Origin of the sequence: Desulfobulbus oligotrophicus (genome assembly GCF_016446285.1) — a bacterium.
Classification (GTDB): Bacteria; Desulfobacterota; Desulfobulbia; order Desulfobulbales; family Desulfobulbaceae; genus Desulfobulbus; species Desulfobulbus oligotrophicus.
Genome location: NZ_CP054140.1, coordinates 1,234,008 through 1,248,665, shown reverse-complemented (window position 1 = coordinate 1,248,665; position 14,658 = coordinate 1,234,008). Strand labels below are relative to the sequence as shown.

The window sequence follows — 14,658 nt, the reverse complement described above, 5'->3', positions numbered from 1 at the left end:
GTTCAGTAATGGTACCGACGGCAATGAAGTCGGCCATGGGACAGTTACAGTAAAACCGCTGTTTAAAGATACATCCCCTCTGTAATAATCATAGACGACTCTTGACTTCACCACTATAGTTGGAAGCAATTAAAAATATCCTGAATCGTCAGCGTTGCGCCACTTTTACCTGAAGTCACCTGTTAAACGTCACGTTCTGATCTTTACCAAAGAAGGCACTTCGTTATCACCGTACACCTGCTTGTCATAGCATCTGCTCATCCCTTGTGGACATCATGAAGCCCAGATCAATCTACTTTATGCTTTGCAGGACGAGGTACCCATGTCAAGCATCCTCATAGATTTCCGTCGAGCCAGCGTGTTGCTCCTCCTGCCTCTTCTTTTATTGCTGGGCATCGGTGAATATCTTGCAGGTGATCAGCTCAAACTCCGGATTGAAGATGAAGCCCGTCTCGGTGCCGAAGCCGTCCGGCAGATCGTGAAAACCGCGGTCGAGACCTCAGCTGCAGAGATGCTGCGTACCACCGCGAACCAGAATCTGACCTTAATCGGCTCCCTCCACCAAAAACAACGAGATGGCCTGCTGTCATTATCCACAGCGCAATCGATCGCGCTTGAAGCCCTGTCAAGCCAGACGTTGGGGCAACAGGGCTTTCTTTTTGTCTTCAACAGTTCCGGTGAGGTCCAGGGACATCTGGAAAAGGCACTCACCAATACCCTGGTCAACCCGACGCTCATAGACCGGCTGCAACAGCTCAAGCCATATGAAACAGGAGTGCATGCAGGGTACCTGCTGCAGGATTCTCGTCAACGACAATCTCTGACCGTGTACAAGGTCGTCTTCAAGCCGTGGGATTGGAACCTTGCCCTTGTCTGCGTCAGCAGCGAACTCCAGAAGATGGTCCCCCTGTCAACCGTCGCCGCCACACTGGGGACCAAACAGTTTGCAGGCCGGCTGCATCTCCCGGTTACGTTCACCGGAAAACCGGCAAACAGTGATCCCGGCAGTCACGAATTGCTGGCAACAGCTCTCCGACAAAACAAGCATGACATCATAAGCTGGCCGCTTGTGCAATCGGACCAGACCATTGTGCATTCAACCTTCGTTTTTCGAGAAATTCCCGGTCTGCAACTCTTTGCCGGTGTGTACAGTACCAACACCTCAATGTATCAGCCGGTTGCCACATTCCACCGCCATGCCGCACTCTTTCTGGCACTCCTGCTGCTGAGCACTGTAACGACACTCTATGCATTCTTCCGGAAACGGAGTGAATCTCTGACTCAAGTCGCTCAGACACTGACATCTCCCTCACTCGATATCACCGAACTGCCACAGGATGTTCCCGGTGAAATGACCGTTGTCGCCACGGTCTTCAGCCGTCTGCGTTCGGAGAATCGCCAGCTCCAGGGATTTGTCGATGCCCTTCGTTCCGAAACTGAGAAACTTCATCAGCAGATTGAATCGGAACGATCGGATCAAGACAGAATCATACGGCAACTGCAGACAGAAACCGCCACCCGAACCAGTGCCGAAAAGTATCTTTTTCTCTTTAAAGGTATCTTTGATAATGCCATTGAAGGTATCTATGTCACTGATCTCCGGGGCCGTATCCTCACCGTCAACCATTCCTTTGCCCGACTGACAGGCTATCAGCCGGCAGAGGTCATCGGCAAGCATCCCAACCTTCTCAACTTCAGCCGGGAAGATCGCAAACCAAAACAAGAGATCTGGGAAAATCTTGCGAGCAAAGGGTCATGGACGGGTGAGGTCTGGAACCAGAACAAGAACGGCACTGTTTGTCCTCACTGGCTATCAATAAGCGCCATTAAAAATGACCAGCAGGAAGTCTCTCATTACTTTGCCTTTTTCCATGATATCAGCGAACTTAAGAAAAAAGAAAAACAGATTTCGCGCATGGCGTACAGTGATACCCTGACCGGACTGCCTAATCGGGCGGCTCTTGAATTCCGCATCGCCAAGGCCATAGCCCGGGCAGAACGGGAGCAAAGCGCACTGGCTGTCTTTTTTATTGATCTTGATAACTTCAAAAACATCAATGACTCTCTGGGGCATGATCAGGGCGATCAGGTGTTGATTGAGGTGGCCAATCGTCTGTCCCGGACCATCAGGAACGAAGACACGCTGTCACGCTTAGGCGGCGACGAATTTATTCTCCTTGGGGAAAACATTGACAATGAAAATACCGTCTACCTCCTGGTCAACAGAATTTTCGCTGTCCTGGAACGCCCGATCGAACTGCAGGCAACCACCCTTTATGTAAATGCCAGCATCGGTGTGGCGCTCTTTCCCAATGACGGTCAAACGACCCAGGAACTCATTAAAAATGCCGACATGGCCATGTATAAAGCAAAAAGTGAAGGCAAAAATAAATTTGTTATGTTTACGCAGGAGATGAACGACAAACTTCTCAACCGGATCAGGATTGAGCACTCGATCCGGATTGGTTTGGAGCGTCGTGAATTTTCAGTTTTCTATCAGCCGAAAATCAACCTCAAAAATGAACAGCCAACGTCATTTGAGGCCCTTATTCGCTGGAAGCGAAACGGTCAAACCCTTGGCCCTGAAAAGTTCATCCCCATTGCTGAAGAAGCCGGGTTAATTGACGACATGAGCCTGTACGTGCTGGACGAGGTCTGTCTCTTTCTGTGTCGTCTTCAGGAAAACGCTATCAGCACCCTGCCGATAAGCATCAACATGTCGCCCAGGACATTCAACAATCCTGATATCGTAACAACCATCGATAATATTTTAGCTATTCATGCCGTTGATCATCGTCTTATTGAGTTCGAAATCACCGAAACCACCGCCATGAAGGATGTGCGCCATACCCTGTCCACCATGCAGGATTTCAGACAGCGGGGTATCCGTTTTTCCATAGATGACTTTGGAACCGGCTACTCTTCACTCAGCTATCTCAGTGAGATGCCGGTCTCAACTCTGAAAATCGATAAGCGCTTCATTGCTGCCGACAATGCCAACAGCCGCTCCATTGTTTCCATCATCACCGCCATGTCCAAACAGATGCAGCTGAAGGTGGTGGCGGAAGGCGTTGAGACCAGAGACCAGCTTCAATGGCTGCGGGACCTTGACTGCGATGAGGTCCAGGGGTTTTACTTCTGCCGACCGATGCCGGATCTGGCCACTGAGAGTTATCTTCAGACCGGCTCCGGCTCTTCTCCGGCAGAGGGACGGTCCGCTCAGGTGACTGTTCACTGACAGCGGGTCTACCGTTGGATAATCCGCCATGCAGAGAACCAATATCCTTTTCGATCTTGACGGTACCCTCACCGATCCCAAGCCGGGCATCACCCGTTGCATTCAATATGCGTTAGCAGAACTCGGGCACGAACCACCGGAAAACGACAGCCTGCAATGGTGTATCGGACCGCCCCTGGTTGATTCCTTCAAACGACTGCTGAACTCCACAGACAGACAGCTCCTGGAACGAGCGGTACAGTTGTACCGGCAACGATTCAGCCTTGTTGGTCTTTTTGAAAACCGGGTGTATCCGGGAATACCGGAAAAACTGGCCTCACTCCAGGCACAGGGATACAGTTTGTTTCTGGCCACCAGCAAACCGTTCATCTTTGCTGAACAGATCCTTGCGCACTTCAATCTTTCACAGTTTTTTAAAATGATCTATGGCAGTGAATTAAATGGCAACCTCACCCACAAGCCTCTGCTGGTGCGACATATTCTTGCAAGCGAAGATCTTGCTCCTGAGCAGACCATGATCATCGGCGACCGCAAGTACGACATTATCGGCGGCAAATGCAATGGCCTGACCACCGGTGCGGTGACCTACGGTTACGGCACCATGGAAGAATTGACCGCCGAGAATCCAGACATGATTTTCAACACACCGGAGCAGATCCTGTGCCGCCCATCCGGTGGAACAAGCGCAGATACAGCGGCTAATCGGTGATTTCTCCAATCACCCCGGCAGAAAACCAATCAGCCTGGCACAGCGCCCGGCCTGATTGCACCCTCAACAGACCACACCATCCACCTGTGCGGGACAAACAGACCGGAGCTCTTGTATTGTCTTGTGTGCAGCCTGTTCATACCTTGGCAAACAGATCAGCTCGTTACACCTGCCTCGCCCCTGGGTTGAAAAAATCGTAGCCGATTGGCGTTCGTGACCACGGTTACCGAAGAAAGTGCCATGGCCGCACTGGCGAACATCGGATCAAGCAACCATCCGGTAAAGGGATAAAAGACACCGGCTGCCAGGGGAATACCAATTACATTGTAGATAAAGGCTCCAAACAGGTTCTGTTTAATATTGCGCAGAGTGGCCTCTGAAATAGTGATGGCGTCAGCCACCAGCAAGAGTGAATCACCGGCAAGGGTGATGTCTGCATTCTCAATAGCCACATCTGTGCCGCTGCCAATGGCAAAACCCGTGTCAGCCTGGGCCAGAGCCGGAGCGTCATTCACACCGTCACCGACCATACCGACCTTTCCACCTTGTTCCTGCAGTGTACGAATGACCTGTAATTTTTCCTCAGGCAGAATTTCACTGTGCACCTGGCTGATTCCGACCTCCTTTGCCACAGCCTCGGCGGTTGCCCGGTTGTCACCGCTGCACATCACAACCTCGATCCCCATGCTCTGCAACCGTTTAATCGAAGCCGCAGAGTCCTGCCGCAGCGGATCTTTAAGGATAAGAAGTCCCATGACCTCCACACCTTTTCCCAGCCAGATCGGCGTCCCTCCCTGGTCGGCTTCGTGCCTGGCCCTGTCAAGCAAATCCGCCGGCAGGACAACCCCCTCTTCCTTAAGAAACTTATAACTGCCCAAGAGGTAGGTGACGTCGTTGTGTTCGGCACTCACACCCCTGCCGGTGACAGCTTTAAATGCATCGACCTGAGCCAAGGCACCTCCTTGTTCTGACTGGGCAGTCAACACCGCCTCAGCAAGCGGGTGCTCAGAACCGACCTCCAGGCTCGCCGCCCAAAGCAGGACCTCTCGCTCGGTATATCCTGCACCCGGATAGACACTGGTGACAGCCGGACGACCCTCGGTCAGGGTGCCGGTCTTGTCCACCACCACATGCGTCAGGGCTGCCGCGGTCTGCAGAGCATCACTGTTGCGGATCAGGACATTAGACTGCGCAGCCCGGCTGGTGCCGACCATGATGGCTATCGGTGTTGCCAGACCAAGGGCGCAGGGGCAGGCAATGACAAGAACGGCAATGGCCGCGGTGATCCCGTGTGCCAGCGGCAGATCCGAGGCAAGACCCAACCACGCCAGCAGGGTGATCAGGCTGATGGTTATGACTATCGGCACAAAGATCCCGGCAATACGATCCACCAGTCGACCGATGGGCGGTTTGCTCATCTGGGCTGTTTTAACCATACGGATGATACGGGCCAGGGTGGTATCCTCACCCAACCGGGTCACCTCTAAAATAAAAGAGCCGGATCGATTGATCGTGCCGCCTGTTACAGTGTCGCCAACAGCCCGGGACACAGCCAAGGGTTCGCCGGTGAGCATGGACTCATCAATGGTGGTTCGACCGTCAATAATCTCGCCATCAATAGGTACTTTCTCCCCTGGTTTAACACGTAAGCGGTCACCGATGCGCAACAGCGACACAGGTATCTCCACCTGACCGGCTGTGCGCACAACCAGGGCTGTCCGTGCCCTGAGACCGACCAACGCACCGATTGCCTCACTCGTTGTTCGCTTGGCCCTTGTTTCAAGGGCCCGTCCCAACTGCAAAAAGGCAAGAATCATCACCGATGCATCAAGAAAAAGATTGTCTCCGGCACCGGGAATAAACTCTGGATCAACAATAACCACCAGGGAGGAAACCCAGGCAGCTCCTGTACCCAGGGCCACCAGGGTATCCATATTGGCAGCACCATGCTTCGCCTGTTTCCAGGCACCAATAAAATAATTACGGCCGCTGTACATCATGGTCAGAAGACAGAGCAACGCGGCGCCTGCCCAGAACAACTGTCCATCTTCCGGATGCGGAAACAACCCGGACATATGCCCAACCATGACAGCAGTGCCCACCACGCCCGCCAGAATGGCCCTGCGCCAGGCAAGGCGTATTTCCTGTCGGGTTTCTTCAGCCTGCTGCAGGCTCGGATCAACAAAGGTTTCCTCTAAACTCACCTCAAGACCGATATCAGCTATGCGCAACAGGATGTCAGCCGGATGCTGACTGGTGGTAATCTTCAAGAGCTGATCTTCAACCGTCATATCGGCATTCGGATCCTGAGCAAGGAGAATCTCACGGATCTGTTCCAGATTCCCGGGTTCAGGCTGTGTATGTACTCGGATCACAAACGAGTCGTTCGTTGACCGCACCCGCAAGGATGCACCATACCCCTGATCAACAACCGCCTGCACAGCCTGACTGGGCTGACCACCCCGGATCAAAGCTTTTTTCTCAATAAGGTTGACCGAAACATCAGTTACCCCGGGGACCTTCAGCAAAGCCTGCTCAACCCGGCTTACACAGCTGGCGCAATGCATCCCGAGAATATCTATCTCATAGCCGTCTTCCCGGCTGAGTTGCGGCTCTTTGACAAGTGCAGCAGGATACCCTGCCTGATCCAGCACCTCTATTACCTGTGCAGGATCACCACCTTCGACAGCCGCACTTTTCTCGATCAGGTTAACCGCTGCGGCCTGAACTCCGGGCACAGCCAGAATGGCCTGCTCAACCCGGCCCACGCAGCTGGCGCAGTGCATCTCATCAATCCGGAGCAAATAGGGGCGGACCGGCACGGCAACCTCTGCTGCTGCAGCTTTCTGGTGCACAGGCAACGGAGGTGGAGTCGGCAGACATGTTTTGTTTTCTTTTGCCGGATAGCCGGCCTCAGCTAAGGCATGGATAACCGCCTGCGGGTCACCGCCGCGGACACTGAGTGTGCCGGCGGCAAGATCGACCCCGGCCTCCACCACTCCGTCCACTCCAAGTGCAGCCTGCTCGACCCTTGTTTGACAGTGTTCACAGGTCATACCCTCAACCGACAAACAGAAGACAGGAGAGGTGGAAGGAACCGCAGAAGGATCTGATATGCTCATAAAAATCTCCTCAAGAGGTAAAAACCAACGTAACAGATGCGTTGGCCGTGGTTATGTAAACCTGTAGCCTTCGGCTCGTCTTGAATGTTTACAGAGGCAGGATATGCACCTCTTCCTGCAGCGGGTAGTTCCCTTCAATCAAAAGGCCGTGACGTCCATCTATGGCTATCGGCGCACCGAAGTTAATTCGGAAACCATTGATCTCTGCATACTCCTCATTTTCATAGACCTGCATGTCACGGCAACCGACCACACAGGTCTTTTCCAGACGGGTGGCGACTACCGAGGCATGAGAAGTCTGGCCGCCGCGCGAGGTCACCACCCCGTCAGCCATGGATATCTCCCGAATATCCTCCGGCACGGTGTCACGGCGGATAAGAATCAACGGCGTATCCGGTTCTCTGCGGCGAAGGCTGATGATATTCTCCTCGCTGAACACGGCCTTACCGGACATTGCCGAACCGGAAACCCCGATGCCCTTGGCCAGGATCGACTTATGGGCCAGATCAGAATCAACAAACACGTTGAGATGTTCCTTCTTTTTAATGGTAATCATGTCCCGGGTCTGCAGAATATATAACTGCTCCGGCTCCGGTCCCTCGAAGGTAAACTCGATCTCCTGGGGATTCCACTCTTTTTCATAAACCAGATCACGGCTGATGGAGAGCAGCCGCTCATAGATCTTCGGGTAGAGTCTCTCCAGACTCTTGTTTTCATCACGGCCGTCAAGCTCCGCCTGTTCAACAGAGATCGGGTAACTGGTGACCAGACCGGAGACAATATCTTCCCCCTGATCACCGATGGTATAATCACCCCACAGGGCGACTCGACGCACCTTACGGTAGGGGTGGGCAGTGAACAGTACACCGCTGCCGGCGGAGCGATCCAGATTGCCAAACACCATTGTCTGGACAATAACCGCAGTGCCCCAATCATCGGAAACCCCCATCAGGTGCCGATACTCCTGAGCCTTTTGCGTGTGCCAGGAATCAAAAACCGCATCAACCGCACCGATCAGTTGCAACCACGGATCCTCAGGTACGGTAAACCCTCGGCCCTTGACGATCTGCTGATAGTCCAGGGCCAGCAGTTTCATCTGTTCAGAGGAAAAATCACGTTTGTACTGAATCCGGTGCTGTTGCTTGTGGGTGTTCATCAACTCCTGAAAGTCTTCACGATCCATGCCATGGCCCATACCCCAGGACTGCTGAAACCGTCGAAAGTTATCCCAGGCAAAATACTTTTTCTCCGGATACAGGGTAACAAACTCCTCCACCAGCTCCTCATTGGTACCGACGTTGTGGATGGTGGACATGATGCCCGGCATGGAGATGGCTGAACCGCTGCGCACGGATACCAAAAGAGGTCGTTCCGGCGAACCGAAGATCAGACCGGTCAGCTGCTCCAATTCAGTGACCGAGGTTCGTACCCGCTGCATGTACTCGTCCCGGGCTCGTTCAAATTTTCGAATAGCCGGATAACAGCGAAACACTTCTGTGGTAATGATAAAGGCCGGTGGAATCGGCAGCCGGTCCCTGGTCAGCACCGCCAGGTTAAACCCCTTGTTCCCGAGATGAATCAGATTGTGGGTGCGCAGATTTTCGGAATGCAGGCTGCTGATCGTCTTTTCCGGGTTATAGGTCATGAGCAGATCAAGCGTCTTCTCATCCAGGATATCTTTCTGAGCCTCCAGGGTATTGATCACCTTGCCGATGAAGTTGTCCAGATGCTGCAAACCGAACGTTGTGGCAATCAGATCACGAAAAAAGGTCTCTGCAACCCGGAGCACGGTTTCCGGAAGATTTTTATCGTCCCACAGGTTGAGGTATTTGGAAAGCAGGTTCTCCTTCCCGATCTGAGGGACAATGATGGACAGATTGTTCTGATGGATGTTTGTGTAATAGGCATAAATAATGTCTTTCACTCCTTCGGAGAGCCCGCGCATGATGTCAAGATGCTGGGTATACGAAAAACGTCGGATTCCGATGGAAGCGGCCAGCAGACTGATGTAGGTATCAAGACGGCGACTGAAGATACCGTCAACCTGCAAAGCACGGGTAAAAAGACGCAGGCATTTGAGGATATGGATAAACGTCGCCTGAGTAATAAAACTCAAGTTAACCGTGGAAAAGAGCTTTTCCAGATAGATGTTGGCCAGGCTCTCCAGGCGAAAGGTTAGACCAAGCGCATCAAACTTGCGCTCAGAATACCGACCGTACACCGAAGGGATATCAACAGCAATGTGCCGCTTGTAGTAGATCTCCTCCTTGGGCTCGAAATGCTCTGAACTGAGAATGATTTCGCGCAGATGCTCCAGCTCATCAAGCAATGCTTCAAGACAGGGGATCGGGTCGTCTTTTTTCAGAACGTCAAGCAGCCGGCTTAACTCGGGGAACCCGCCGTTTATGGCATGATGCAACTGTTTATGGATCTCAGGCAGGCTCAGATTGTACTTCAGGTGCAACAGTTTATACATCCGCACCAGCAGTGCAAATCGCTGTCGCTCCACCTCGGCAAGGTCGGTCTGCCGGGCAAGGAAGGCCTCTCGTTCATCGTCCGGCCAGGCCAGGATCTGGCCCATGCGGGTGAACCGCAGCTCCTTTTTGATGCGTGCCGCCAGTTCGTGCTGGTCATCAACATAGGGCCCGCTGGTGGCGATTTCACGCAAAATCTCCTCCGGCAGGTAGTCACTTAGGTATGATCGATCAAGGGTGATCCAGAAGGTGAAAATCCCCTCAATGAAACCGACAATCAGATTGCTGGACTCGACATGGGCCTGCTTGCGTAAAAAATGGATAAGCACATCCTTTCGCTTGTGAATCTCATCAAGCTCGGTGGAAACGTCCCGCAATTCACCCTCAGCACCGATTTCATTAAAGAAGACCGGCATTAACTTTGTAAACTGTTTGGCAAGATTATAAATCGGTCCAATGGGCTGATTAAGCAGTTCAGTGACATCCCGCTGGAACAGATCGGTATCACGGACACAGGTGCCTGAGAGACGCAGATTGATAATCAGTGCTGAAAACAGGGTGGAGCACCATTTCGGCTCCTGTCCGATCAACGTAAGCCAGACCCGGATATTGGTGAGATGGGCGGGGTTGGCGATGGGTTGCCAGTCTTCGTCCACACCACGGACATTGGCATACTGAAAACCAAAACGAACCGTTTCCCAGAGAAACGCCTCGACTAATCGGGAGTTACCCCGCTTAAACACCTCGTTGCCGATCACCTGGATGCACTGCAGGGAGGTGTGCGGATACGCCCGGACATTGGCCTTCAGCAGATGAAAGGTGGTGACAAAGAACTGTTCGATCTCCTCAAAGCGCTGCTTACGGATCAGCTGCACCAGTGAACGGTTGATCTCCCGCAAGGTCTCTTCATGGATCAATGACAGACCACTGGTTTCCATGATCCGGAAAAGAAACAGCAGCTTGCGATTCTCAACAAAATGGGCGGCCTCTTCACTGTCTGATTCCACGGCAACCATCTTGGTCGGGATCTCTTTGTACAGGCGGACCAGATCCATGTGGGTCGGCAGCTCAAGAATACGCTCCAGAGCCGGTTGATAGTCATCGGTGAAATCAATGGCCTCAAGAGACTGCTTGCACTCGTTGATCCGCTGATGAGAAATGGCCGTAAGCAGGTGCTGCCCCTGCCACTGGCTGCAGTAGTCACCGCACTGCTGCTCAAACCAGGGGAGCGGGTCTGCTTCAGACAGCCAGTACTCATAATTGCGCACCAAAAGAGTACGCATCAGCAAAGTCAGACTACGAAGATCAAAAGGCTGTTCAAGCTGTTGCTGCCGGAGCGTCAGCACACGCTGTGCCATTTTCTGCACCGGATAATGCCCCTTGGCCATGAACAGCAACACTTTGGGATCAGTTGCATCAAGATCGTTGAGTTGCGCAAAAAAATCCGCCAGGGCCGGTGCAAAACGAAACAGCGTCGAACTGTCCAAAGACATGATCAGCTTGTCGGCATAGGCCAGCATGGCTTCCAGAATACGCCGGAGCAACTGTTCATTGCGGGTGGATTCATGCAGTGCATTGAAGAAGATCGACATGAACAACGAAAAGGCCTCAGCCCCCTGATCATGGTCGCGGTAATAGTGCAGGTTTTTCAGAACATAGGCTCGCAATTCCGGAACAATCACCTTCCAATTGCGGTAAGGATGGCTGACTTCGTAGAGTAACATGTCGATTTTACTCAACAGCCCCTGATAACGGCAGACAACATCCCGCAGCAGAAGAAGTTCGGGATGAATCTGAACGGATGTGGCGGTCTCAAGCAAATTAGCCTTGAGAGCATCAGAAGCCAATGGGATCGGACATTGACCGGCAGGCATGGCAACCTCTTTCACAGTTAGAAAAAACAGATTGAAATATGAACACTATACAATAGTGTCGTTCATCGTGAAAGTCAGCTGAAGTTTTGATGCTGATGGGATCGTAAGCTTCCCTGAAGAGTAGACATGTCAAAAATAGAGTTTCCCGGCACAATGCCCTGAAGTGGCCCTGGAAAACCGGGCATTGAGGGATCTGATCGAAAAAAAGCGTTAAGGCCGTCCGAAAAGCGACTACCGCAACGAGTACAACAGCCATTCCTTGTGCATCTACAGCCAAATCAGGTCTGGTCCGCTGACTTTATGAGCGATTTGCTTTATGCCGGTCGTCGATTTCGGACCTTCAACGTGATTGACGATTGCAACCGGGAACTGCTGCCTATTGAGATCGATACCTCGATCACCAGGAAGCGGTTGATTCGAATCTTTGAACGTCTTCGCCTGGAGCGCGGATCGATGGAACGTTTGGCGAAAGGAAACACATAGGGGCAATACTCACATCGGATCAGACGTTGGCCAACGGCCGTTGACTTGAACTTGAAAAGGCGTTTGTATCTGGTAGTATTAACTTGCTGACGAATCGAACTATGCAGGCCAAATCAGGGGAAAGTGTTGCGTGCAGCATACCATAGGAGGAGACAATTTCCATGTTTACCCTTTTATGGCTGTAATAAACGGAAATATTCACGTGAAAAGGTAATAAATGGACTGAAGGTTGCGGAATATTCCGCCGATACCGCCTCAATATCCTAATAAACGGAAATTCGGCATTTATTATACTGTTGGCCCAAGCATTAACTGAATAGCCAAAGGAGGATGAAGTATATGTCCGATGAAAGCAAAATCGCTGAAACCGGAACCTTAGAGGCCAGGGTGCGGGAACTTGAGGCTCAAATTGAATCACTGTCCTCACAACTCAAGCCAGACAGTCTCGCTAAAAGAATCGATTCTTCTTATCTTTCAACTAATAACCTTCGGGTGTTCCTACAGATACTAGCGCTGATTCAGACGGTCTTTGTCGCTGGAGCGATAGCCTTTGGCTTCGTTGGCTTCACTAATATTATGGCCATTCGAACAGAAACGGAAAAAGTAAGAGAAGCCGGAAAGACAATAGAGAATTCCGTCAAACGCGCTGCTGAAGCAGAAAGCACCATACGCACACAAGTCGCTGCTTTTGACGAACGACTAAAGAGAGTTGATGCCACGTTCGGGGAAAAACAAAAGCAAATGGATCAAAAACTGGTCCTTGTTCAAACCAGCGTCGACAACGCAACCAAGACAATGCAGAGGAAAACCGAGGATTCTTTGAATTCCATGAAGGGAAACATGGATCAGAGACTGGCCGATGCCGAGAAAGAAATACGAAAAGTCAACAAGCAACTTTCCAGCATTTCAACTACGTTCAACAAGGTAGGCATTTCAAATGAAAAAATCCTCAGCGCAAGAGAAAAGCAACTCTTGTTTCTCCTCGCAAAGGAAATTGATCCGGATAACCCTATTTTCAACTTCAATACTGGGATCTTGGCATTCAGTTTCGGTAGGTATGACGAGGCTATTATTGCTCTTGATAAGGTCATCAAGGCTCAAAATGTGCCTTCGAATATAATAACCAAAGCAAAGGAAACACGTTCCACATCTATGAAATTAAAACAATCACCGCCTGAAGTGAAAGCAAATGAACCTAAAGGAGTTGCGATAGGTGATTATGTAATTTTACAACTGCATCTAAATAGTCGTCCTTGAAAAAGCCTTTTTTCATATTGCCGGGGCGATCGCTCCGGCACCCTTTTTTTGCCCATCGAAGCGGCACCAGAGGACCAAAAGCAATCCGGTAAAAAGAAGAAACAACCTTTCCCTCAACTTCTTGAGGATAAGACGGATATTGTGCCCTGCTCCACAGAGCAGGGCATTGATTTTATCGCCCAACTCACCCAGCAGGTAATTGCGTCCAAGCTTGCCATCCGCCTTCATATGGCCGATCACCGGCTCAACGGCGCTGCGTCTCTTGAGTTCCTTCTTCATCTGCGGTGTCATTCCCCGCCTGCGACCGGAGATCAACACCTGGGGTTCTTTGATCTTGTGACCACGGTAGCCCCGGTCGACAAAACTGCGTTGAACGGTGCAGCCGGTGATCCGCTGCACCTGCTCAATGGCCCTGCCCAGGGTGTGGCCATCATAGGGATTGCCAGGTTCAGCCAACATGCCCACCACGAAGTTGTCTCGATTGGTGGTGGCCACGCTCACCTTGACCCCGAACTCGTACTTCTTGTGTGCCTTGCCCTTGGCAATGCATTCGACTTCCGGTGCATGCAGGCTGTAGAGCTTGTTCTTGTCCTGTTTCTGCTGCGTCAACAACCGCTCAGCCAGGGCAAGCTCGGGAAGAAGCACTGGGCCAAGCGCCTGCTGCCCTTCGATCTTGCGCACAATGTCCCGATACACCCTGCCCAGATAGGTCTTCAGCCGTTTTACCTCCCGACGGGCTCTTCGGGTTTGGCGGGCGTGAAAATACCGGCCGGCCTTTAACAAGGCCTGACGTCCAAGACGGGAGTAACTCTGCCGAAGACGAATGCCCCAAACCGCAGCCAACTTGACCAGTCGTTCCCGACTGCGGTTGTACAATCGTGAATCGGTCGGAAACGCCACCGCCTTTTCCTGAACAGTCGTATCAACAATCACTCGCTCCAAACTGGTCGGCGCAACCGCTCCGCTTGTCAACCCCGCCTTTATCGTGAGCTGCAGGATCAATTCCGATCCCTGCTCACCTATCCTCTTTCGCCAGCGACTCAACGAAGACGGATCGATCGGCAGTTCATGACAAAAGTACTCTTCCCCGCAGAAATATTGATGGTACGGGTTCTCCACCCACCGCCGTACCGTCTCTTCGTCTGACGTGTTGAACGCATGGCTCAGATAGGTCAGGCCTACGAGCAAACGAATCGGGAGCCCCGGCCGGCCTTCCTCAGAGTACAGCTTGCCAAACTCGCTTTCAAACACTCCCCAGTCGATCAGCCCACTCAGCCGGTACAACTCATGACGATGATTGAGAATGCTCTCCAAACGGTTGCGGAACATGTCCAACTGGGGGCTGGAAATCTGCTTCTTCGGCTGCATCGAAAATCACCAGAAATTGAAGGGGAAAAGTGCAATATCCTGCAATTTACAGTGCTATATTTTTCAATTTTTATCCATATATTCCAACTCGTTGAGAGTTTTTCATGGCCGACTAAATACCATAGATACGCTT

At 51.8% G+C, this 14,658-nt stretch carries 6 protein-coding genes and 1 pseudogene; 4 read left to right on the top strand and 3 right to left on the bottom strand.

Annotated features, from left to right (window positions below; genetic code table 11):
- Positions 1–322 precede the first annotated feature (322 nt).
- On the top strand, positions 323–3,238 hold the full coding sequence (locus tag HP555_RS05580) for a putative bifunctional diguanylate cyclase/phosphodiesterase (protein WP_199264193.1): 2,916 nt from the start codon (positions 323–325) through the stop codon (positions 3,236–3,238).
- Positions 3,239–3,266: 28 nt separating this feature from the next.
- A complete protein-coding gene (locus tag HP555_RS05575) occupies positions 3,267–3,947 on the top strand; it encodes an HAD family hydrolase (protein WP_199264192.1) in 681 nt (226 codons plus the stop codon).
- A 155-nt stretch (positions 3,948–4,102) separates the two neighbouring features.
- On the opposite strand, the gene HP555_RS05570 is transcribed toward HP555_RS05575, so the two are convergent.
- Entirely contained in the window at positions 4,103–7,069 is a 2,967-nt protein-coding gene (locus tag HP555_RS05570) for a heavy metal translocating P-type ATPase (RefSeq protein WP_199264191.1), read from the bottom strand.
- A gap of 88 nt (positions 7,070–7,157) precedes the next feature.
- On the bottom strand, positions 7,158–11,417 hold the full coding sequence (locus HP555_RS05565; protein ID WP_199264190.1) for a PEP/pyruvate-binding domain-containing protein: 4,260 nt from the start codon (positions 11,415–11,417) through the stop codon (positions 7,158–7,160).
- 219 nt (positions 11,418–11,636) lie between these two features.
- On the opposite strand from HP555_RS05565, the pseudogene HP555_RS05560 reads away from it, so the two are divergent.
- Positions 11,637–11,894 (top strand): annotated as a pseudogene (locus HP555_RS05560) (IS3 family transposase); the annotation flags it as partial.
- A gap of 345 nt (positions 11,895–12,239) precedes the next feature.
- On the top strand, positions 12,240–13,157 hold the full coding sequence (locus HP555_RS05555) for a tetratricopeptide repeat protein (protein WP_199264189.1): 918 nt from the start codon (positions 12,240–12,242) through the stop codon (positions 13,155–13,157).
- 12 nt (positions 13,158–13,169) lie between these two features.
- Here the strand turns inward: HP555_RS05555 and HP555_RS05550 are convergent, their stop codons facing one another.
- Entirely contained in the window at positions 13,170–14,525 is a 1,356-nt protein-coding gene (locus tag HP555_RS05550) for an IS5 family transposase (RefSeq protein ID WP_199261827.1), read from the bottom strand.
- Between the last annotated feature and the right edge of the window lie 133 nt (positions 14,526–14,658).